Source organism: Leucobacter sp. NPDC058333, from assembly GCF_042726155.1.
In the GTDB taxonomy this organism is placed as follows: domain Bacteria; phylum Actinomycetota; class Actinomycetes; order Actinomycetales; family Microbacteriaceae; genus Leucobacter.
Genome location: NZ_JBHXHV010000001.1, coordinates 653,331 through 676,240 on the forward strand (window position 1 = coordinate 653,331; position 22,910 = coordinate 676,240).

General features: G+C 64.3%; 18 protein-coding genes. 13 read left to right on the forward strand and 5 right to left on the reverse strand.

Annotated features, from left to right (window positions below):
* Nucleotides 1-14: 14 nt before the first annotated feature.
* Entirely contained in the window at nt 15-752 is a 738-nt protein-coding gene (locus tag ACFWHR_RS02995; RefSeq protein WP_382446783.1) for a hypothetical protein, read from the forward strand.
* 151 nt (nt 753-903) lie between these two features.
* Here ACFWHR_RS02995 and ACFWHR_RS03000 read toward each other — a convergent pair whose 3' ends face one another.
* Genes ACFWHR_RS03000 through ACFWHR_RS03010 form a run of 3 tightly spaced genes read right to left on the reverse strand, consistent with a single transcriptional unit; the run spans nt 904 to nt 4,116 of the window.
* A complete protein-coding gene (locus ACFWHR_RS03000) occupies nt 904-2,034 on the reverse strand; it encodes a mannose-1-phosphate guanylyltransferase (protein WP_382446784.1) in 1,131 nt (376 codons plus the stop codon).
* A 5-nt stretch (nt 2,035-2,039) separates the two neighbouring features.
* Nucleotides 2,040-3,581, reverse strand: a complete 1,542-nt coding sequence (locus tag ACFWHR_RS03005; RefSeq protein WP_382446785.1) for an aldehyde dehydrogenase family protein — start codon at nt 3,579-3,581, stop codon at nt 2,040-2,042.
* 43 nt (nt 3,582-3,624) lie between these two features.
* Nucleotides 3,625-4,116: a RidA family protein gene (locus tag ACFWHR_RS03010; protein ID WP_382446786.1), complete on the reverse strand. Its 492-nt coding sequence runs from the start codon at nt 4,114-4,116 to the stop codon at nt 3,625-3,627.
* A gap of 313 nt (nt 4,117-4,429) precedes the next feature.
* Between ACFWHR_RS03010 and ACFWHR_RS03015 the strand changes: the two genes are divergently transcribed.
* From ACFWHR_RS03015 to ACFWHR_RS03030, 4 genes are read left to right on the forward strand one after another with little or no spacing between them, the layout of a single operon-like run.
* Nucleotides 4,430-5,299, forward strand: a complete 870-nt coding sequence (locus ACFWHR_RS03015; RefSeq protein WP_382446787.1) for an ABC transporter permease — start codon at nt 4,430-4,432, stop codon at nt 5,297-5,299.
* 56 nt (nt 5,300-5,355) lie between these two features.
* Entirely contained in the window at nt 5,356-6,399 is a 1,044-nt protein-coding gene (locus ACFWHR_RS03020) for an ABC transporter substrate-binding protein (protein WP_382446788.1), read from the forward strand.
* A gap of 25 nt (nt 6,400-6,424) precedes the next feature.
* A complete protein-coding gene (locus tag ACFWHR_RS03025; RefSeq protein ID WP_382446789.1) occupies nt 6,425-7,207 on the forward strand; it encodes an ABC transporter ATP-binding protein in 783 nt (260 codons plus the stop codon).
* A gap of 35 nt (nt 7,208-7,242) precedes the next feature.
* On the forward strand, nt 7,243-8,895 hold the full coding sequence (locus ACFWHR_RS03030) for a M24 family metallopeptidase (protein WP_382446790.1): 1,653 nt from the start codon (nt 7,243-7,245) through the stop codon (nt 8,893-8,895).
* A gap of 81 nt (nt 8,896-8,976) precedes the next feature.
* Here the strand turns inward: ACFWHR_RS03030 and ACFWHR_RS03035 are convergent, their stop codons facing one another.
* On the reverse strand, nt 8,977-9,870 hold the full coding sequence (locus ACFWHR_RS03035; RefSeq protein ID WP_382446791.1) for a LysR family transcriptional regulator: 894 nt from the start codon (nt 9,868-9,870) through the stop codon (nt 8,977-8,979).
* Between the two features lie 188 nt (nt 9,871-10,058).
* Between ACFWHR_RS03035 and kdgD the strand changes: the two genes are divergently transcribed.
* The 6 genes from kdgD (at nt 10,059) to ACFWHR_RS03065 (ending at nt 15,816) form a co-directional block, all read left to right on the forward strand.
* The gene (gene kdgD, locus ACFWHR_RS03040) at nt 10,059-10,988 is read left to right on the forward strand and encodes a 5-dehydro-4-deoxyglucarate dehydratase (protein ID WP_382446792.1); all 930 of its coding nucleotides are present in this window, start codon (nt 10,059-10,061) and stop codon (nt 10,986-10,988) included.
* Nucleotides 10,989-11,283: 295 nt separating this feature from the next.
* Nucleotides 11,284-11,700: a succinate dehydrogenase, cytochrome b556 subunit gene (sdhC, locus tag ACFWHR_RS03045; protein WP_382446793.1), complete on the forward strand. Its 417-nt coding sequence runs from the start codon at nt 11,284-11,286 to the stop codon at nt 11,698-11,700.
* A 17-nt stretch (nt 11,701-11,717) separates the two neighbouring features.
* A complete protein-coding gene (locus ACFWHR_RS03050; RefSeq protein ID WP_382446794.1) occupies nt 11,718-12,161 on the forward strand; it encodes a succinate dehydrogenase hydrophobic membrane anchor subunit in 444 nt (147 codons plus the stop codon).
* A 45-nt stretch (nt 12,162-12,206) separates the two neighbouring features.
* Nucleotides 12,207-14,039: a succinate dehydrogenase flavoprotein subunit gene (gene sdhA / locus ACFWHR_RS03055; RefSeq protein ID WP_382446795.1), complete on the forward strand. Its 1,833-nt coding sequence runs from the start codon at nt 12,207-12,209 to the stop codon at nt 14,037-14,039.
* A 3-nt stretch (nt 14,040-14,042) separates the two neighbouring features.
* On the forward strand, nt 14,043-14,810 hold the full coding sequence (locus ACFWHR_RS03060; protein ID WP_382446796.1) for a succinate dehydrogenase iron-sulfur subunit: 768 nt from the start codon (nt 14,043-14,045) through the stop codon (nt 14,808-14,810).
* Between the two features lie 34 nt (nt 14,811-14,844).
* Nucleotides 14,845-15,816, forward strand: coding sequence for a YihY/virulence factor BrkB family protein (locus ACFWHR_RS03065; RefSeq protein WP_382446797.1), 972 nt, complete (start codon nt 14,845-14,847; stop codon nt 15,814-15,816).
* Here the strand turns inward: ACFWHR_RS03065 and ACFWHR_RS03070 are convergent.
* Nucleotides 15,761-17,650 carry a sigma-70 family RNA polymerase sigma factor gene (locus tag ACFWHR_RS03070; RefSeq protein ID WP_382446798.1) on the reverse strand — a complete coding sequence of 630 codons (1,890 nt, stop codon included), beginning with the start codon at nt 17,648-17,650 and terminating at the stop codon, nt 15,761-15,763. The genes ACFWHR_RS03065 and ACFWHR_RS03070 overlap by 56 nt on opposite strands.
* A 465-nt stretch (nt 17,651-18,115) precedes the next feature.
* Here ACFWHR_RS03070 and ACFWHR_RS03075 point away from each other — a divergent pair, with 465 nt between their 5' ends.
* A complete protein-coding gene (locus ACFWHR_RS03075) occupies nt 18,116-21,595 on the forward strand; it encodes a fibronectin type III domain-containing protein (protein WP_382446799.1) in 3,480 nt (1,159 codons plus the stop codon).
* Between the two features lie 86 nt (nt 21,596-21,681).
* Nucleotides 21,682-22,884: a hypothetical protein gene (locus tag ACFWHR_RS03080; RefSeq protein ID WP_382446800.1), complete on the forward strand. Its 1,203-nt coding sequence runs from the start codon at nt 21,682-21,684 to the stop codon at nt 22,882-22,884.
* Nucleotides 22,885-22,910 lie beyond the last annotated feature (26 nt).

Here is a 22,910-nt window from a genome sequence, read left to right on the forward strand (position 1 = left end):
GGAGGGAAAGTGTCGTGACTGCAACGCCCGATACGATTGATGCCCGGCTTGATTCTGCGATGCGCCACGTTGATGACTTCTTCGACGGCGTGTTCGCCCCGCTGGAGCGTTGGCTACCGCGCCTCGTCTCATCGCTCCGGCAGAGACGCGCAGACGGTGAATTAACGGGCGCTCAGCTGACCGCGCTCGTCGAGCCCGGCGCGAACGACGTGCTCGACACCCGGGGGCGACCGCTCTACGGTGCCGGTTTCTGCGCGAGCGAACGCTTGATCGCTGGCGGCAGCCCGCTCGCCTGGTGGCAGGGCCCCGAGAGGAGTCTGCTCGCGACGTCGACGTTCGGCCCGGGGTATGAGACGACCGACCTGATGCGCCTGGAGTGGTACCGCGTGCCCGAGGCGACGGGCGACCGCCACGTTGCGGGGCCATTCGTTGACTACATCTGCTCGAACGAGGTCGCAATTACCTCGTCTATGCCCGTGCTCGCCGACGGGGAGTTCTGGGGTGTTGCGTGCGCGGACGTGCTCGTATCGTCTCTAGAAAACGCGCTGTTGCCGATCTTCGCGGGCCACGCGGGAGTCACCCTCGTGAACGAGAACGGACGGGTGGTGCTGTCAAACGATCCCGACTACGTGACGGGGGATCGGTACGCGCCGGCTGACCCCGAACTCGGCCTCGCCGACCTCGAACGCTCGGGCGCGGCACGCCGCGTAATGTCGTCGATCAGCTACCCGTTCGCCCTCGTCGCGGCCTGACCCCGAACGCGGCCTGACCCCGAACGCGGCCTGACCCCGAACGTGGCCTGGAGGCGACAGAAACTCCGCCTAAAACGGGCTGAGAAGCGGAGTTTTTGTCGCCGCCACCCGGGGTGGCCCCGGATCGCCGCCGCTCGGGATCGCCGCTGCCTTACAGCAGGTGGCCGCCGCCCGTCACCTTCATGCGGTTGACCAGATTCTTGACGTCTTGTGCGCGACTCTTCGACGTCACCAGCAGAACGTCGGCGGTGTCGACCACCACGACGTCTTCCACGCCCACGAGCGCTACGAGACGGTTACTCTCGGAGACCACGATGCCGCTCGACGCGTCCGACAGCACCTGGGCGCCATCGCCGAGCACGGCGAGATCGCTTCCGCGCCCGCGGGTCAGCAGATTCGCAACCGAGGCGAAATCGCCCACGTCGTCCCAGTCGAAGTGCGCAGCGACGCAGACCATCTTTCCCGCGGCCGCGGCCGGCTCCGCGACGGTATAGTCGATCGCGATCTTGGGCAGCGTCGGCCAGAGCCGTTCACGCACCTCGGCACCGCGCTCCGTGTCCCACGCCGCCGCGATCTCGCGCAGCGACGCGACGAGGGACGGCTGATGCAGTGCCATTTGCTCCAGCAGCACTGACGCCCGCGCGATAAACATGCCAGCGTTCCAGAGGTAGCCTCCGTTTTTGAGGTACCCCTCCGCCTGCGCGGCATCCGGCTTCTCGACGAACTCGGTCACGTCGTAGACGTCGAACGGTGCCAGGTCGCGGCGCGCGTCCCCGCACGAGATGTATCCGAAACCTGTCGCGGGGTGGGATGGATGGATGCCGATGGTCGCGATGTACCCCTGATCCGCCGCCTGCACCGCGGTCATCACGGCCCGCTGGAATAGCACCTCGCCGCGAATGACGTGATCCGCGGCGAACGAACCCAAAATCGCGTCGGGATCGCGCAACTCGAGAATCGCTGCGGCGAGACCGATGGCCGCGGAAGAATCCTTTGGTTCGCTCTCCGTTACGAGGTTCGCTGGCAACAGCTCAGGCAGCTGTTCGGCGACGGAATCGCGGTGCGAGATCCCCGTGACGACCATTGTGCGTTCGGCGGGCGCGATTGGCGCGAGCCGATCCCACGTCGCGCGCAGCAGTGAATCGCCCGATCCAGTGAGGTCGAGCAGAAACTTGGGGGCATTCGCGCGCGAGAGCGGCCACAGGCGAGACCCGACCCCGCCCGCCGGAATGACGCAGGTGAGCCGCTCGATGGCGGGCGTGGGCGCGGGGCTCTCGGTCATGACAGTCAGCCTACTGCGCGGCCCCAGGAGAGAGACTGACCGGCGGCGCTACGCGCCTGCGGGATGCCGAGCGGGTTTTCGTCTTGCAGTGCCGGAGGCAAGAACGCACTTGGCGCATTCTGGAACGCGACGGGGCGCAAGAAGCGACTGAGAGCGCCCGTACCGACGGAGGTGCTTGCATCGTTGGTTGTCGCGGGCCACGGGCCCCCGTGCTGCTGCGCTGGCGTCACCGCGACGCCCGTCGGCCAACCGTCGAACACCACCCGGCCGGCGTGCGCGGTGAGCTCGGCGATTAGGGCCTCGAGGGCTGGGCGCAATTCGGTCTGCCCGGAGCGTTCACCGGCGCTCAGGTGGATCGTGCCGGTCAGGGTTCCCGTCACGAATTCGCCAACGAGCGGCGCCAGATCGGTGTCCTCCGGCACGTCGACGACGACGGAGAACGGGCCGAAAAGCTCCTCGGCGAGCAGCGCACGATGCGCGCGAAACGTGTCGAGAGTGACGCGAACAATGGTCGGCGTCACCCATCCGTCGCCGTGCTCGTCGATCCGGATCGAACCAGACACGAGGGGCTCGACGCCGTCGATAGCGAGCACCTCGTGGAGGCCGACGCGGTAAGCGTCCGCAATGCGCGGGCCAAGCATGCGGTGTTCCGCGCTGGGGGCGGAAGCCGAACCCGAACCCGAACCCGAAGCCGCGGCGACAAGCGACCGAATGAAGTCGTCGTTCACCGCTGCAAACACGAGACCAGGCTTGGTACACAGCTGGCCGGCTGATCCAGAGACGCTCGCGAGGTACTGAGGTGCGAGGAGGGCGCCGCGCTCGGCGATCGCTTCGCGAGTAATGAACACCGGATTGACACTGCCAAGCTCGCCGTAAAACGGGATGGGGGCGGGGCGAGCAGCTGCGATGTCCGCGAGGATGCGGCCTCCGTGAGTGGACCCCGTGAACGATCCCGCGTGAATGCGCGCGTCTTTCAGTGCGGTGACGCCAGCGCGTTGGCCGTGGATCACCTGCAGGGTCCCCGCAGGCAGATTGAGTCCAGCAATGACGCGCTGGGCGACCGCCGCGGTTGCATCGGAGAGCGCGGGATGGCCTGAGTGAGCCTTTACGACAAGCGGGCAGCCCGCGGCGAGGATCGAAGCGGAGTCGCCCCCGAGCACCGAGAACGCGAACGGAAAATTCGACGCCGCGAAATTGAGCACGGGCCCCACAGGAACGTGCGTGCGACGTAGATCCGGTCGCTCACCCAGTGCGAATTCGGGATCGAACTCGTCTATCCGCACGTCGAGGTGTGCGCCCAAGATGGCGGCGTCTGCGAATAACCGCAGCTGTGTGGCCGTGCGCGTGACCTCGCCACTGAGTCGTGCTCGCGTGAGCCCGGTCTCCCGTTCGGCGATTTCAATGAGACCGTCTCGGTCTGAGTCGAGTGCGCGCGCGAGAGAAACGAGGAGCGCGGCCCGAGATGCGGGAGAGAGTGCGGCGAGCGTCGGCGCGGCAAGCGCCGCCTGGGTGAGCACCTGGTCGAGTGCTTCGGGCGTGGTGTCCAAGGTGAGTTCCCTTTCAGTGCATCGGGTCGTGATCCGAGCGAGGTCAGTGAGCGGAGGGGTGGAGCGCGAGGCTGAGATCAATCTCGACGGTCGCGTTTTTCGGGAGCCGGGGTACGCCGATGGCGGTGCGCGCGTGGCGCCCGGCTTCTCCGAGCACGCTGCGCAGTAACCGTGAAGCCCCCTCGGCGACAGCCGGTTGGTCTTCGAACTCCGGGCCGCTCGAAACATAGACCGTCAACTTCAGTAGCTGTGCGACCCGGTCGAGTCCAACCGCGTGGTCAATCTGTGCCAGCGCGTTGAGCGCGCAGAGCTCGGCCGCCTCGTGCCCGCGGGCCACGTCTGCTGCTGCCCACACCGCGCCGGTGAAGGCGACGACGCCGTCGAGCTTGGGGATTTGACCCGAGACGTATCCGGTGTCATTCCATACGACCACGGGATCGTACGAATACGACCCCGAGGTCACCCGAGGTAGGTGGCGCCCGAGCGAGATGAGGCGTTCTGCGGGGGTGGACGATGGGGAACTGGTGTTGCTCATCACTGAGCCCCTTCCTAGGTGTGCGTGTCGCGGTGCACTGCCAGTGAAGCGATCGCGAACGTTCGCGTCCAGTATCGTTTTTAGTTCGAATGATGCGCTCTCGGTATTGAAGCGGAGAAAGCCGTGTCACCCATTGAGTGATGCTCCAAAGGTCTCAATAGATGCTGAAAGAGTGTTAGACAGGTATCTGGAGTGGCTTCAATACTGATGATCATGCTTCGTCCGCCTCATCGCCGAGGACTCGTCGAGAGTGGATGCGCTTCCGAACTGACTCGCCCCGTGCGTGTCATCACACTTCGAACTAAGGAAGGCCATGAACATCGATACTTCGAAGCACACGTTGGTGCAGGACCCGCAGAGCATCGCCGCTCCGTCGAGCCTCACTGAAACCATCGCCACCATTCCAGTCGTGCGTCGCCGCGTACTTCCGAGCGGCGTCGACAAAGCGATCAAGGCCGTCGTCGGCATGCTCGCGATCCTCGCCATCTGGGAACTCATCGTTCGTGTTTTTCAGATTCCGAGCTACCTACTCGTGGGGCCAATATCCGCGTTCGAAAAGCTCTTCGCGCAGCCCGACTACTTCGCGCACCACGCTTGGGTGACCGTAACTGAGGCCCTCGCCGGCTTTGCCCTCGGCACAGGGCTCGGTGTGCTCTGCGGCGCGACGCTCTTCTACATTCCGGCTGTGCGTCACTTCCTGTATCCGGCGCTCATTGCCGTGGACACCATCCCGAAGGTCGCGCTCGCGCCGCTCTTTATCGTCTGGTTCGGCTTCGGTTTCGAATCGAAGGCGTTCGTCGCGATGGCGATCGCGTTCTTCCCGCTCGTCATCAACACCTTCGACGGCCTCTCGGCCGTGCCGAACGAGCTGAAAGAACTCGCACGCATCAACAATGCGAGCGCCTGGATGCGCATGCGCAAGATTGAATTCTGGTACGCGCTTCCGTCGATTTTCTCGGGTGCGAAGATCTCGATCTCCCTCGCGGTGGGCGGCGCCGTCGTCGGTGAATTCATCGCGGGCACCGATGGACTGGGCCAGGTGATCCTCCGGGCGAACGCGCAGAGCGACCTCGCGACAATGTTCGCCGCATTCATGGTGCTCGCCGCCATTTCGCTCCTGCTCTTCTACCTCATCACAGTGATCGCGGCGCGACTGCTGCCCTGGCGCAACCACGTCAAGTAGTTCCCACGAACCGCAATCGCCCCGCTGCATATTCGTCTCAGAAAGGAAGCCCGCACATGCGCGCACAGAAATCAGTGGTCGCGGCAATGATCGCCGCAACCGCACTCCTCGCCACCGGCTGCGCCGGATCCGGTGAGGCCGCCGAAGGCGGAACTGACCAGGTCAACTTCATGCTCGATGTTGCCGTACTGCCCAAGCACGCCCCGTTCTACGCCGCTGTAGATGCCGGGTTCTTCAAGGCAGAGGGTATCGACGTCGAGATCATGCCGGGTTCAGGCTCTGCCAACACCGTCGCCTCGGTCGACACCGGTCGTGTCGACTTCGGGTGGGCCGATTACAACGTGTCGATCTTGAATCGGGCACAGGGGGCATCCATCCGTCAGATCAACCTCGTGCAGGGTAAGTCAGCGTATGCAGCGCTCGCGCTTCCCGATTCTGGAATCAGCGATTGGGACGACCTCAAGGGGAAAACCGTCGCCACCGAGGGCAATGGTGCCATGGTGGCGATGTGGCCAGCCGTGCTCGACAAGCTCGGCTGGGAAGAGGGCGACGTCGAGATCGTGTCTGCGGCCGGCGAAGCCAAGATTCCGGGTCTCATCGCGGGGCAGTGGGATGCGAATCTCGCGCTGTCCGTTTCAGACGGCCCCACCCTGATCGCCGAAGGGTACGACCCCGTCATTCTCAACTGGGCAGATCTCGGGCTGCTGTACTACGGCAATGGCGTGATCACCTCCGATAAGACGATCGAAAAAGATCCTGATCTCGTCAAGCGCTTCAACCGTGCAATGCAGCGGGGGTTCGCGTGGGCATGCCAGAACCAAGACGAGACCGCGAAGTCATTCGAGGCCGAGGTGCCGGGCTTCGACGAGGCGGCGGTGGCTGACGCGATTTCTGGTCAGTGCGATCTGATGTGGGACGACGAGAACGTCGAGACCGGCTTCGGCACAATGAGCGACGCGGGCGTTCAGAAGCAGATCGATCTTGCCACCGAGTATCTCGGACTCGAAAACCCCGATGACATTTCACCCTCGGATATCTACACGAATGACTATCTTGAGCCGCTCGGACCCGATGAGCAGATTGAGGCGCCGACCGCGTAAGCGGATGGCGGAAGGGATACCGATCATGACGATCACTGAACCGGTCATCAGCGTCCGCGACGTGGGCATGACGTACACCGCACGAGACGGCTCGAGCAACACGGTGTTGCGCGGGTGCAACTTCGACATCGCCCCGGGCGAATTCGTGTCCATCGTGGGCCAGTCCGGCGGCGGCAAGACCACGCTACTGAAGATCATCTCCGGGCTCCTCGAGAACACCGAGGGGGAGGTGCTCGTGCGCGGACGCGGAGTCAAGGAGGCGTTGCGCGACATTGCGATGGTGTTCCAGAGCCCAACGCTGCTGCCCTGGCGCAACAATCTCGCGAACGTGCTGTTGCCGATGGAGTTTCGCAAGCGCGCAAACCGTGAGGCGCGGGCTCACGCGCTTGAACTCCTGGAGCTCGTGGGCCTGGGCGACAAAGCGAAGAACTACTCCTACGAACTGAGCGGTGGCATGCAGCAGCGCGTCGCCATCTGCCGAGCTCTCGTCTCGCACCCGGAGATATTGCTCATGGATGAGCCATTCGGCGCGCTCGACGCGATGACTCGCGACTCGATGAACTTCGAGCTGCAGCGCATCTGGCAAGAGACGAAACGCAGCGTGCTCTTCGTCACGCACAGTATCCCCGAGGCGGTGTGGCTGGCAGATCGCGTACTCGTCGTTGGCGATCGCCCCGGGCGCATCATCGCCGACATCCGGGTGGATCTCGCGAGACCGCGATCGAAAGACTCGCGCTACGCCGACGAGTTCGCAGACCTGGTTGCGCGGGTCGAGGGGCTCCTCGGCGTCGAAGCCGGCATCAGCTGAACGAGAATCACGAAGCAGTTAGGAAGACACTCACCATGGCAAGAATTATCTGCGACCCTCAGGCCGTCAGTGACCGATACGGTTTCGTTCCCAACGACCGACTCTTGTTTTCGGCAATCCGGCTGGACTCGTTCCCGTTTGTCACCCCGCTCATCTTCGAAGATGGCGACACCGAACTGATGCTTGCGCGACAGCAGGAGCAGGGCAACATCATCACGGGCGGCGGTGTTGATCCCGAGCAGATTCGTTTCTATGAGCCCTGGGTCACCATCGACCCGCGCCCGGTGGCTGATTTTCCGGCCGCGGCGAATCTGCCCGCGCTGGTGAAGGAACTCGTGGGGGATCGGCCCGTCGATCTGGACCCGCGAGCGCCATACACCCACTACCTCAAACTCACCGGCGAGGTCGACGTGCGGGTGGACCTACCCGCGGCGAACCCGGTGCATGTTTACGAGGTCGATCAGGCAGCGGTACTCACTCGTTTTGCCGCCTGGCGCGCATCAGGGGTTCCCGTCGCTGAGCGGCTCATCGCGGACGTAGACCACCTCGCAGGGCTCGAACGTGAGCTCGACACCGGCACCGACACCCGCTTCTCTGCGCTGCCGGGGGTCGAGGAGCAGCTCGGGGTGGATGCCATCCTGCTCTCCTCACCGCCCAATTTCTCCGAGGTGACAGGCACCGTCTGGCAGCCCGGCACGCTCGCGCTGTGGGCCGGCGGCCGTGTGTATGTGATTGCGGATCAGCAACTGCGCGGAATCTCAGGGACGCCCGCTGGCGCACACGCCTCGGCGGGCGACGCGATCGGGGCGCTCGCGGGCGGACCGAGACTCGCGTTCGAAGAGCAGTGGGAGCAGAGCGCTCTCGGCATCAGTCTGACCGGTGCGGGTGCGGTACTTGTCTCCGCCTCGCGGGCGCTCGGTTCGTGGCGAGACGAGCGCGACAATGAGGATCTCCCGTTCCAGGTGATTGCCGCTCGGGCATCCACCACCGCCATCGAGCAGACCGTCGCGTGGGCGCACGAGCACCTCGATGCGGGGGAGAAATTCACCGAGAACGTACTGTACGACCGGTACCTCGAGTTCCTCGACCTGTTCCGCAACGAGCATCAGATTCCGTTCGGGATCGAGCCGTACTTCACCAACCTGCATTCCTCTCAGCGCATGCTCTTCCCCGGCCCGCCCACCGACTTCCCCCTTGACGCCAGCACCACGTGCATCCAGCTTGATGCCGGCGTGAAGGTCGTCATTGACGGAATCGTCGTCGCGACAAGCGACATGGCTCGCTCGGTGCTGCGCACCCCTGAAGGGCGCGAAGCGTACGAGATCTTGACGCACGCGGTGCGCGAGGTGATCATTCCGCAATTGCGCCCTGGCGTGATTTGCGAGGACGTCCACGCGCGAGCGCTCGAGCATCTCGCGACGGTGCGGCCCCGCATGCAAGAAATCGGCCTGCTCGGCGACGAGGTCGACTTCGACGTCGAATACAGCAAGCGCAACGTCGGCCACCTGATGGGCAAACAGGAGTCGTTCGCCAATGAGTTGCGGCCCGGGTACCGATTCGAGCTGCGCGCGGGCTCTTACGGCGCCGCCGAGATTCCGTGGCGTTACGATCGCCACGCGATCGGCACGGAGGATCTCTGGTACATCGGCGCGGACCGCACGTACAACCTGACGCTTCGCGAGCAGTAGGCGGGTGGTCGCCCGACGAGCACGTGTGGCATCGGAAGGCAGCGACGCGGATCTCCAGCGCCGCTGCCTTCCGAGTTGCGGTTAGTGCCGCTCCGCAGCCTCGCGGAGCTCGTGCACGATGCGCCGCGTGAGCGGTCGCGTGTCATCGTCGCGCCACACGGCGTGCAGTTCGATGGGGCGCGGCTCGCTGGTGGCGAGCGGAGCGTAGGTGACGCCGGCGATGCCGAGTGTGGCGGCCGACTCTGGCACCAGCGCGACCCCTGTGCCCGCGCCCACGAGGGCGACCATCGTAGACACCTGGCTGACGGTGAAGCGATGTTTCCAGCGCGAGATCGGCATCATGCGCGTCGCAATGTCGTAGAAGTAGCGCGCCTCAATGGGCGAGTGCATGATGATGTCTTCGTTTGCGAGGTCTTCGACTCCGATGGGGCTGGTGCGTCGCGAGAGGAGGTGCCCCTCTGGCAGCGCCACGAGCAGTCTCTCGCGGTGGATGCGCATGGACGCAAAGTGCGTCGGGTCGAACGGCGGCCGCCCGATAGCGACGTCGATTTCGCTCTTCGTGAGGGCTTCGAGCTGGTGCTTGGTCACCATCTCTTGCAGCTCGATAGTGACATCGGGGAGCGCCTGCGTAATACGTGACAGCATTGGCCCGAGCAGCGTGAACGCGCTGGAGGCCGTAAACCCGATGCGCACAATGCCCGACAGGCCGGCCGCGACGGTGCGCGCGACCTGCGGTGCGCCGTCGGCAATGGCGAGGATGCGGCGTGCCTCGTCGAGAAACGCACGCCCAGCATCGGTGAGTTCGACGCGGCGATTGCTGCGCCGCAGCAGTTGCACGCCGACGATCGCTTCGAGGCGCTGAATTTGGCGACTCAGGGGCGGCTGCGTCATTTGCAGGCGCTCGGCGGCCCGCCCGAAGTGCAACTCTTCGGCAACCGCGACAAGCGCGCGGACCTGATCCAGCGTGTACGACATGACTTCTCCTCGGGATCAAGCTGCGTGAGAACCGCGCCATCAACGATACCTTCAATGCATGAAATGATCTAGAACAGATGTTGGACAGGTATCTACCTCCGAACCTAGCGTGAAGCTATCGGATTCACAGAATCCCGATCGCCCCGTCTCAATGGTGCGTTTCATATATTCACTGGAGGTTGAACGTCGTGCCCAATTTGGAACCAGCTGCACTCGCGAGTCAGATCGGCTCGGGGCTGCTCTCATTCCCTGTAACCCACTTCGACGCCGAGCAGGAATTCGCGGAAGAGACCTACCGCGAGCACATCGAATGGCTGAGCGCCTACCCGGTCGCCGGTCTCTTCGCGGCGGGCGGAACGGGTGAGTACTTCTCGCTGACGCTTGACGAGGTGTCGCGGGTCGTCGCCGCGGCAGTGCAGCAGGTCGGCGGGCGCACGGCCGTGCTTGGCCCAGCCGGTGGGTCGGTTCGTGCCGCCGTGGCCCAGGCGCGCGCGGTTGAGGCTGCGGGCGGCGACGGCATTCTGCTCTTTCCGCCGTACCTCACCGAGGCCGGGCAAGAAGGCCTCGCCGCGTACGTCGAGGCGGTCTGCCGGGCGACGAATCTCGGCGTCATCGTGTACCACCGCGCGAACGCGCAGTACTCGGCCGAGACGCTCGTGCGCCTGGCTGACCGCCTGCCCAACTTCATCGGCTTCAAAGACGGTGTGGGGTCGATCGAGCAAATGACGCACATCTACTCGACGCTGGGGGACCGACTGACATACGTCGGCGGGCTGCCAACGGCCGAAACGTTCGCCCTGCCGTACCTCGAACTCGGGGTGACGACGTACTCGTCTGCGATGTTCAACTTCGTGCCCGACTTCGCGATCGACTTCTACAACGCTGTGCGCCGACGGGATCACGCGGCGGTGTTTACGGCGCTGCGCGAGTTCGTGCACCCGTACCTCGAGGTGCGCAACCGTGTTCCCGGCTACGCCGTCTCGATTGTCAAGGCGGGCCTCGACGCGGTCGGCCGCACGGGTGGCCCGGTACGGGCGCCGCTCCAGGAGCTCACACCGGCCGACCGAGCCGACCTCGCACGAGTGATCGAGCGAGCATCAATCCCGGCCCTGGTCTAACCGCCCGCCCCGCCCCGCCCCCGCCCCGACCGCCCGCCCCACCCGCCCCCGCCCACCCAACCCCGCTGAGCGCGAGGGTTCTTGCCGAACGTGAGGGATTCGTCCGCGAATATTCCCTCGTGCTCGGCGAGAACCCTCGCGCTCAGGCGTGTACGAGAGGCACCGACGAATGGTGTCATAATAGATGCGCAGTGGATTCTCAGCCATGCTCTGTGACGGGGAAACCCGCGCGTGGCGAGATGGCTATGTCAGCCGCCGGGTGACTCTCGGCGAAGCCCGACGAAGGAGGAAGCCCGTGACAGCCCAAACGGCAGCAGCCGCACCCGTGGCCAGGAAGAAGGTTCGCCCAGGCGGAACCCTCTACCGCGGTAACGAGGGAATGTGGTCCTGGGTGCTGCACCGCATCACGGGAGTCTCCATTTTCTTCTTCCTGCTTGTGCACGTGCTCGACACCGCCCTCGTGCGTGTCAGCCCCGAGGCGTACAACGCCGTCATGAGTACCTACAAGACTCCGGTGATGGGCCTGGGCGAGGGCGTGCTTGTCGCGGCCATCGTGTTCCACGCCTACAACGGCGTCCGCATCATCCTGGTCGATTACTGGAGCAAGGGCGCGAAGTACCAGCGCACGATGTTCTGGGTCGTCATGGCGCTGTGGGTCGTCACGATGGCCGGCTTCCTGCCGCGCCACCTGATGAACGTATTCGGTCACTGAGCGCGAGGAGATAAGACATGTCATTGACGATTGATGCTCCGCGCGCACAGACGCCGGCGAAGAAGCGCACCAACTGGGAAAAGTGGGGCTGGGTCTACATGCGCGTCTCGGGCGTGCTGCTCATCGTGCTGGTATTCGGCCACCTCTTCTCGAACCTGATGATCGGTGACGGCGTGCACGCCATCGACTTCGGCTTCGTCGGCGGCAAGCTGTCGCAGCCGTTCTGGAAGGTGTGGGACACCCTGCTCCTCTGGCTCGCACTCATTCACGGCGCGAACGGTATGCGCACCATCGTGAACGATTACGTCGTTCGCCCGGGCCTGGCCAAGGGTTTCAAGGTTGCGCTGTTTCTCTCCGCCGCCCTTCTCATCCTGCTCGGCACCTTCGTGATCTACACGCTCGACCCCTGCCCCGCGGGTGCAGACCCGGCGCTCGTCGCCTCGTTCTGCCCAACCCCGTAGCTCCAGCGCGCAGCACCGGATTTCGAAACGAAGAATAGGATTCACGTGACTACAGACACCCATCAGGGCGAGGACGTGACCGTCAAGGACGGCGTCACCTATCACCAGTTCGACGTTGTGATCGTCGGCGCCGGCGGCGCGGGCATGCGCGCGGCGATCGAGGCTGGCCCGAAGGCCAAGACCGCGGTCATCACGAAGCTTTATCCGACGCGTTCCCACACGGGTGCGGCACAGGGCGGCATGGCTGCTGCGCTCGCGAACGTCGAGGAAGACAACTGGGAGTGGCACACGTTCGACACCGTCAAGGGAGGCGACTACCTCGTCGACCAAGACGCGGCCGAGATCCTCGCTCGTGAGGCCATCGACGCGGTGATCGACCTCGAGAACATGGGCCTGCCGTTCAACCGCACGCCCGAGGGCAAGATCGATCAGCGCCGTTTCGGCGGGCACACACGTGACCACGGCAAGGCCGCAGTGCGCCGTGCCTGCTACGCCGCCGACCGCACCGGCCACATGATTCTGCAGACGCTGTTCCAGAACTGCGTGAAGCTCGGTGTGAACTTCTTCAACGAGTACTACGTGCTCGACCTCGTGATGACCGAGGTTGATGGCGTGCGCAAGCCCTCCGGTGTCGTGGCCTACGAGCTCTCGACCGGCGATCTGCACGTCTTCCAGGCGAAGTCGATCGTGTTCGCCACGGGTGGTTTTGGCAAGATCTTCAAGACGACGTCGAACGCGCACACCCTCACCGGTGACGGCGTCGGCATCGTGTGGCGTCAGCGCCTGCCGCTCGAAGACATGGAGTTCTACCAGTTCCACCCGACCGGTCTTGCCGGTCTCGGCATTCTGCTCACGGAGGGCGCCCGCGGTGAGGGCGCGATCCTGCGTAATGCGTCGGGTGAGCGTTTCATGGAGCGCTACGCCCCGACCATTAAGGACCTCGCGCCGCGCGACATCGTGGCCCGTTCAATGGTGCAAGAGGTGCTCGACGGCCGCGGCGCCGGCCCGCACAAGGACTACGTGTACCTCGACTGCACCCACCTGGGCGCCGAGGTGCTCGAGACGAAGCTCCCCGACATCACCGAGTTCGCGCGCACCTACCTGGGCGTCGATCCGGTGACCGAGCCCGTTCCCGTGTTCCCGACCGCGCACTACGCAATGGGCGGCATCCCGACGAACAACGATGCCGAGGTGCTCTCGGACAATACGACCGTCGTCCCCGGCCTGTACGCGGCGGGCGAGTGCGCGTGTGTATCGGTGCACGGCTCGAACCGTCTCGGAACGAACTCGCTGCTCGACATCAACGTGTTTGGCAAGCGCTCAGGAAACAATGCGGCCGACTACGCGGCAACCGCTGAGTTCGTGCCGCTGCCCGAGGATCCCGCGAAGATGGTCCGCGACATGGTCGAAGGCTTCCGCAACGGTACCGGCACCGAGCGCGTCGCAGACCTGCGCCGCGAACTGCAGGAAGCGATGGATCGTGGCGCTCAGGTGTTCCGCACCGAGGAGTCGCTCACCGAGGTACTTCGGGTGATCCACGACCTGCGCGTGCGCTACCTCAACGTGGGCGTGCAGGATCGCGGCAAGCGGTACAACACCGACCTGCTCGAGGCGATCGAGCTCGGGTTCCTGCTCGATCTCGCAGAGGTGCTCACCTTTACGGCGCGCAACCGCAAGGAGAGCCGCGGCGGCCACATGCGAGACGACTACCCGAATCGCGATGACGAGAACTACATGCAGCACACGATGGCGTATCTCTCAGGCGACCCGCACTCCGCAGATCCCGATGACCACATCCGCTTGGACTGGAAGCCCGTCGTCGTGACGAAGAACGAGCAGGGCGAGTTGCGATACCCGCCGCTGGAGAGGAAGTACTAGCTCATGAGCATTGCAACCGCTGAGGCTCCGACCTCTGAAGCTCCCGAAGCGCCGAAGCCCTTCACCGTCACGCTGCTCATTCGTCGCTTTGACCCCGAGTCGGGCCGCGAGGCGTTCTGGGAAGACTTCGACGTTGAGATGTACCCGACCGACCGTATTCTTGACGCGCTGCACCGCATCAAGTGGGATCAGGACGGCACGCTCTCGTTCCGCCGCTCCTGCGCGCACGGCATTTGTGGCTCGGATGCGATGCGCATTAACGGTCGCAACCGTCTCGCGTGCAAGACGCTGATCAAGGACCTCGATATTTCGAAGCCGATCTACGTAGAAGCCATCAAGGGCCTGCCCCTTGAAAAGGACCTCATCGTCGACATGGAGCCGTTCTTCGCCGCTTACCGCGAGGTGCAGCCGTTCCTGGTTTCGAGCTCGGCTCCGGCCGGTGGCAAGGAGCGCATTCAGACGATTGAGGATCGCGAACGCTTCGACGACACCACGAAGTGCATTCTGTGCGCAGCGTGCACGACCAGCTGCCCCGTGTTCTGGACCGATGGCCAGTACTTCGGCCCGGCCGCGATCGTGAATGCTCACCGCTTCATTTTTGATTCGCGCGACGAGAACGCCGAGGTCCGCCTCGACATTCTGAACGACACCGAGGGCGTGTGGCGCTGCCGCACCACCTTCAACTGCACGGACGCCTGCCCGCGCGGTATTCAGGTCACCAAGGCAATCGCCGAGGTCAAGGCCGCAATCCGCACCGGTAAGACCGCGTAGCGCTCCGAGGTCTCACCTCGGATACAGTTACTGCATGACGACGCCCCGGGATGCCTCCGCTCACGCGGAGGGATCCGGGGCGTCGCGTGTTTCAGAGGTCGTCGAGCGGGGCCGGGAACGATGGGGCTGGGCTCAGCGGCTACGCCCCGTGCGCACGTATATGCACTTCTCAGATGTCGGCGGTGTCGTACTCGCCGGCGGCATGAGTTATCAAGCACTGTTCGCCGTATTTGCCGCACTGTGGCTCGGTTCTGGAATTTTCGGCATTGTGCTGCGAGATCGACCGGAACTCCTCGAGTCTGTGGTCACCCAGATCAACCTGTTTATCCCGGGGCTCGTGGGTCCCGGTGGTGCGGTGCCGATCAGCGCACTGATGAGCGCGCGAGCGTTCAACTGGTCGAGTCTCGTCGCTGGCGCGGTGCTGCTTTGGGTTGCACTCAACTGGTTCACGGGAACGCGCAGATCGATCCGGATCATCTTTGGTTTGGAGGTGCGTCTCTATCGGAATCCTGTGCTCTTGAAGCTGCGAGACTTCGTGCTCGCCATCGTGTTCTTCGTCGCTATCTTCGTGTCGGCCGCTCTCACCGTGCTGAGTTCAACCGTCGCCGATCAGTTCTTGGGCTGGGTCGGAGCGGATGCGGACAACTGGTTCTTTGGCACGCTCGGAACTATATTGCGCTATGCAGCGGTGTATGTATTCGACGTGCTTCTCCTGCTCGCAATGCACAGATTCCTGGCCGAGGTCATCGTGCCACGATGGCGGCTGATCATCGGGTGCGGACTCGGCGCGCTTGTGTTGCTCGGGTTGAAGGTGCTCGGCGGTGTGCTGATCAGCGGTGAGTCAAGTAACCCGTTGCTCGCGACCTTCGCCGTGTTTGTCGGCCTGCTGCTCTGGTTCAACCTGATTTGCCGCACCCTGCTGCTGACCTCGTCGTGGATCGCGACCGGGCTTAGTCCTGAGCTGGGGCTCCCACCAGCGGAGCACAGAAATCGTTGGAGCCTGTGAGGTCGAAGTACGGGTCGGCGGCAAAGGGCACTTGGGTCCACGTGGAGTAAGTGTCGCTGGCATTGCGGATGTAACGGACTTCGATCACGACGCTGTCGGTGGCATCCCAGTGGATTTGATCATTGACGTACGTTGACGACCACCAGAACCGACCCTGTGTCTCCATCCGCTCGGCGAGCTCCACTGGCGCATTGCCATTGATAGTGACGCGACTCACAACCGAGCCATTTGGCTCTGAGGTGCCGGCAATAAAAACGCCATCACTCGTGCAGCGCGTCCAATTGTTGAGGAATTCGGGGGCGAGCGCCGGGTCTCCGTCGTCGGGAGTGGTGCCGTCAGCATCGGCAGTCGCACCGCTGTCTGCGGCGGTATTGCTGTCTGCCGAGGTATTGTCGGCAGCAGTTGAAGCGGCAGCATTCGCGGCTGTGCCAGCGCTGCTTGCCGTCGCGCTAGTGGCACCGCTCGCTCCGGAATCGCTGGACGTCGTAGCTCCCGCGACGGAAGTGCTCGCATCGGCGACAGAACCAGCAGTCGCGTTGGCACTCGCTTCTGCTGCGTGAGAAGAGCCGTCAGCTGAGCCAGCGGCCGAGGCCGCAGCATCTGCGGAAACTCCGGTGCCGCCAGTGCCAACGGTGCCGCCCGTAGTGCCGTTCCCCGGCTCATCGACGGCGGTGCTCGGCACGTCGACCGTGCTCTCGTTGTCGTCGATCGTTTCTTTGGGGGTCTTCGGTTCTGGGGTGCGCTCGCTAGTTCGCTTGTCCGCTGGTGTGTCGTCAGCTTGAGTGGTCGGCGTGACGAGCGGTTCGGCCGCTACCGCAGGCGTCTCAGCCGGAGCGCTGCCCGATTGCGACATCCAGATTGCGCCGCCGCCGATGACGAGCGCTGCGGCCGACGCTGCGGCGATGAGCAGGGTTGCAGAGACGCCGCCGAGCACACCCCCGGTCGCCGCGACAGCCGTGCTGCCGCCAGCTGCTGCGGCTCCGGTTGTCGTGCCGCCACTCGAGGCGCCGGCCGCTCCGCCAGCGAGCGTCGCAGCAGATGCGGGCGCGGCAGCGCCAAAGTTTCCGAGAAAGCTGAAGGCTGACCCGCCGCCGAGCAAGATGCCGACGAGCGTAAGTGCGAGTTGGCGGTTGAGTACCGCGTACTCCTTGGCCGCGCGTGCGCAGTCCTCACAGATTTCGAGGTGCGCCTTCACATCGCGGCTCGCGGCAGCGGTCAGCTTGCCACGCTGGTACCGCTGCAGGTTTTCGAGTGTTACGCGGCAATCGACGTCGCTGAGTTCACGATCGACGTGCGCCTCAACCCAGGCCGACTGCAGTGCTTCGCGGGCGCGCTTCGCGAGAGCAGAAACGCCGTTCGCCGAGAGGCCGAGAAGTTTCGCGACTTCGCGGGGTGGCATGCCCTCGACTTCGGTGTACCAGAGCACCGACTGCCAGCGCTCGTTCAACGATTCGAAGGCGCGCGCGGCGGCGTTGCGATCGAACGCACCGTCTTCCCAGGGGCCCGCCTCCGTGAGGTCGGGGACCTGGTCGAGCGTGTCGCTTGTGTCTTCGGGATTGCGCCAGTGGTCTGCGGCGATGGTCTGCACCGTGCGATACAGGTAAGGGCGGAAGGCACCGTGCGGCCCACGTCCATCAATCACGAGTTCGAGAATGCGGAGATAGGCCTCGGAGACAATGTCTTCGGCGTGCGAGGGTGAACCCAGGTGTCGGGCAGCGGTCAACCCGGCGCGACTGTGCCGCTCCCACAGCACTGCGAACGCAGCTGTGTCTCCGGCACGGGTCGCGTCAAGCAATTCCGCATCGGAAAGTTCGGGGTGCGCTGAACGGGGCATCCGTCTTCCTCTTCCGTCTTCCTCTTCTAATCGGGCCCCCAAAAAAACGAGAACCCGAACTCGCCGCGTCCCACCGCGGCAATCCCCCTTAGAACTAGTATGCGCTCTTTTCTGCTACACGCCGAACATTGGAATTTGGACCCCGATAAAACTTTTTTTAAATCCGCGCGTCACGAAATGGACGATTCGCCGTTTACTGTGCGAGCTCGGCCCTTGCCCTTTCCCCCCTTTTGTACCCGGGGTGGGGGCCGAGCAACTTATTTACATAGTCACCCAACTCAATTACGCACCTGGAGCAGATCGATGCGACGAAGCCGTCAACCAGCACACCGACGTCAATCGACGTATGGTCGAGTCGCTGCGGCGACCCTCGGATTTGCCCTCGCTCTGGGAGGCGCAGTCGCTGTCGCTCCTGCAGCGCAGGCGACCATTAATTCGCCGAGCGTGAGCTCTACTCCGACGGGGGTGACGAGTGTTGCCCAGACCGCGGGCAAGGCGCGTGGCACCGGCTTGTGGGGGTATGCCGGCGACGTGAAGACTCGCGTCTCGGGTTCAGTGTTCTCTTACGGCACAGCCATCAGCCCCGTTGATGGCAGCCTCTGGGTGGCTGACAGCGCGAAGATCGGATACGGCTCGCTCGCCGTCACGCTCTGCTCGTTCCAGGGTGGTGTCGTCATGGGCACTTCGTGTTACATCGGTGACTCGCGCGTCATGAAGTATGACGCCACGGGCACGGATTGGAGCGTCGGCCAGTATCAGGGCAACGGTGCCTATGCTGCAGCTCCCGCGAACAACGCGAACGGTGGCATTGGCGCGAACTACCAGTCGCGCGCCAACGCGACCGTGCTGACGGGGTCTACGCTCCCGAACGGCGAGTTCGCCGGCGCCCGCGGTGTCGCGGTGAGCAACACGGGTACGGCCTGGGTGATGGACTCCGATTACGCGGCAGCTGGCTTCGCAAACACGAAGAAAGCGGTGCGGCTCGTCAACGCCGACGCTACGGAGGGAGCCTCATTCGGCCAGGCCACGTGGGCTTCGGGAACGGGCTGGACGAACCGCTATGACCCTCAGTCGCTCGACTTCAACGTTGGCGTAGCACGCCAAGACAATGGCAATATGCTCGTCACGAGCCAGACTCCCGAGCTTCTGAAGGAGTACACCGACGCCGGCACGTTCGTGCGCAACATCTACCTCAATCAGGCTCCGGGCACTGCGTACGCCGGCGACGCCGGCTATCGCTCGCCCTACGCGGTCGCTGCTGATCCGACGACGCCCGGCAACGACGCGCTCGTGGGCTACATCGATCCGGGCGCGGGCCAGCAGAGCTTCATCGAACGCATCGACCTCGACTCGTGCACGAGCGAGCCCATCGGAAACCCGACCGGTTCATCGCGGGATCGCTGCACCGTTGTGCAGCGCATCGGTCTCGGCACGCTCGCGAACGGCGACGGCGGCTCGAGCTCGTCTCCGGCCGTCACCTTCGCGATCCAGGTTGATCCGCTCACCGGTGATATCTACGTCGGTCAGCGCTCAGGCGTGTTGCGTGTGTTTGCGGCCGACGGCACGCCGAAGGGTTCGTTCTCGGCCTACGGTGCGGGCACGACCAACGGCCAGGTGCAGACGGTGCGCGGCATCGCCTTCGATCAGCGCGGGTTCATGTACGTGACCGTCTCAGAGGGCACAGCATCGACCCGTGTTGAGATCTTCGCTCGGACGCCCGACGCGATCACCGGGCTCACGGGCACGTACACATCGGCGGCGAAGACCGAGGCGACGCTGAGCTGGGATGCTCTGGCGACCGGGGTCACCGGTGACGGGCAACTGCCTGTGCGCGACTACGTCGTGGAGCAGTCGACCGATGGCGGCGCCTCCTGGAGCGTCGTGAACACTGCGACGAACACCGACGCGACTGCGACGGTCACCGGGCTGAACCCCGCGTCTGATTACCAGTTCCGTGTTTCGGCATGGAATGAGGCTGGCAACGGTGATTGGGCGGTAACGCCGCTGGCGCTGCAGCCGTCAGAAATCTCCGTCGTCAAGTCGGGCAATGGTGTCACGACCGACACCGCGAGCGACGCACTGCAGGTCGCGGCCGGTAGCGATGTCGAATTCAGCTACACGATCACGAATGAGGGCGAAGCCGACGTCACCGATATCGAGCTCAACGACAGCGTGCTCGGCGATGTGACGACCGTGGTCGATCCCGCAAACTTCTCCGGCACGCTCGCGGGCGGTGAAAGCGTCACCTTCACGGCGTCCGGCCCCGTTGCGGCAGGTCAGTACCAGAACACCGCCACGGCGACGGGCGAGTCTGAGGGGCAGGCCGTCACGGCCAACGACACCTGGTATGGCTTCGGATACACGACCGGCCTTGAGGTGGCGAAGACCGGCAACGGCGAGGTTGCACAGACCGAGGCCGACGCGGTTGACGTTGCAGCAGGTGCCGATGTCGTGTTCAACTACACGGTCACGAACACCGGAAACGTTGTCGCCACCGACGTTGCGCTCGACGATAGCCAGCTCGGAGCGGTGACCCAGGTGGTCGCTCCCGTTGGATTCGACGGAACGCTCGCGCCGGGCGCGTCTGCGACCTTCACCGCCTCCGGGCCGGTGGCCGCCGGTGCGTACGTCAACACCGTCGATGCGACCGCGACCTCAGCGGGGGAGACGCTCGCCGCCGAAGATGAGTGGCACGGCTTCGGTATCACCGAGGGGCTCACCGTCGTGAAGACCGGCAATGGAGTTGCCACGGCTTCTTCGGCAGCACCGTTCTACACGTCGGCTGACGCAACCGTTGATTTTGAATACACCGTGACGAACACCGGCAATGCCGAGGTCACAGTCAGTAGCGTCGTGGACAGCGTGATTGGAAGGCTGACCGCACCGGCTGGATTTGATGGCACGCTCGCGGCGAATGAGTCGGTTGTGTACACCGCATCCGGCGCGGTTGGGGCGGGCGCGTACGAGAACACCGTGACCGTCACGACGGCTGACCAGGAGACGGCAACCGACACCTGGTACGGCTTCGGTGAGACCGGTGGTCTCACCGTCGTGAAGACGGGCGACAGTGTTAGCAACGACAGTGCAGATGACGCGCACGCTGTCACAGCAGGAACCGACGTACCGTTCACCTACACCGTGACGAACGAGAGCAACGCTCCCATGACGGCCGTTGGTGTGACCGATGATCGCATCGGTGCAGCAACGGCCCCGAGCGGATTCGACGGCACCCTCGATGCCGGCGAGCAGGTCATCTTCACGGCGACCGGTCCGATCGCGGCGGGTGACTACACCAACGTCGCAACGGCTTCAGGCGTCGACGCCGTCGGTGATGCTCACTCTGAGACCGACGACTGGTTCGGCTTCGGAGTCACCTCGGGGCTCAGCGTCGTAAAGACGGGCGCTGGTGTGCAGGCTCCGCTCGAGACGGCACCGCTCCACGTGGCCGCCGGTTCGGCGGTTGAGTTCACCTACGAAGTGACGAACACGGGCAACACCGCGGTGGCGCTTTCGTCAGTGGTTGACAGCGTGCTCGGCACAATTGCCGCACCAGCGGACTTCTCGGGCACGCTCGAGCCGGGCGCGAGTGTGACCTACGCGGCATCGGGCGACATCGCCAAGGGTGCGTATCGCAACGATGTCGAGGTGGCGGGCACCGAGAGTCTGCTCGGCGGCGACCTGTCTGCAGACGCAGTCTGGTTCGGCTTCGGCGACACGAAGACCGATCCGACCGATCCCACGGACCCGACGGATCCGACGGATCCGACCGACCCGACTGATCCGACTGGCCCCGCAACCCCCACAACACCGCCAGCTGCCACCGGCACTTCAGGGCTCGCCGTCACCGGCCAGTCCGGCGTGATCGGTATCGCGCTGGGCGGCGCACTGCTCCTCGCATCGGGCGCCGGTGTGCTGCTCGCACGACGCAACCGCCGCACGGCCTGATCCGGCCGGATCCGCCCGCTCAGTGGCCGGGGTGCGAGTCACCCCGGCCACCCACGAACCTCGAATAACAACGAAGGAAAAGAGATATGAAACGACGATTGAAGATCGCCGCAGTTCCGGGCATCGCGCTCATCGCGCTGACGCCGTTGCTGTTCGCGCCGGCCGCAAACGCTGCCGAGACCGACATCTCCGTGGTGTACTCAACGCAGAACAACGTTAACGCTCCGATTGATGGCAGCTACACCGTGCACGGCCGCGTTGGGCAGACCCGCGACGACATGCAGGTCAAGTACACGATCGAAAGTGATTCCGTCGCGTTCCCGATTCCGGTGCTGACCTACACGGGCGACTTCACGGCCTCGTCAGAAGCGACCTACACGTTCCGCTTCGGATGCGACAGCACCGTCACCGGAAGCGACTGCGCTGCGTACGCGGCTCAGGTAGACGCGATGAACGCGATGGCTGCGTCACTCGATGGAAACTCCATCGAGACCTTCACGGACGATGTGACGCCGATCATCCTCGCGTTCGGCGGCAATGTCCCGCCGGGAATCACCGGCACCGTCACCGCGTCTGTGACCTCAAGTGTTCCCGGAACCGGCCAGCTCGAGTTCTTCCTGCAGGAGGGCACCGCGGCCGACGCTGAGCGCCTCTCGCCGACGGCCGTCACGCCGCTCTCGATCACGCAGCCCGAGACTACGGCATATTTCTCGACTGCATTCTGCGTCGCTGGACTAGAGAAGTACACCGAAGGCGACACAACGTACACGCCGACGAATTATGGTCGTGACTCCTTCGAGGTGCCGTCCGACGAGGTCGACGCGGGAATTCTTCCGGATGATGTGACCCCCGTGGGTGTGGATGTCAATGACATTCGCTACGCCGTGAGTAACGGTTCGGCAAATGCATCGGGGCTTACCAATGCCGAGCTCGTCGGCTACCTTCTGGATTCTCCTGCTGGGACCTACGACATGGTGGCGAGCTACACCGCGCCTGACGGTGTGCCCGCGTTGGATATTTACCAGTCGATGGCCGTACTCGGTGCCGACGAGCCTGCGTGCTGGTCAGCGACCACCGAGCCCGTTGACCCGGTCGATCCCGTCGATCCGGTGGACCCGGTTGATCCTGTGGATCCTGTTGACCCCGTGGTGAACACGAACCCGTCTACGCCGACTCAGCTCGCGCAGACGGGCGCCGATCAGGGCACCCTCGCAGGCGTCGGCATCGGCGTCGGCCTGCTCGGTGCGGCGCTGCTCGCCGGCGCCATGCTGCGTCGACGCGCGGCCTAGTTCAGGCCCGATCGAAGTACGACAGG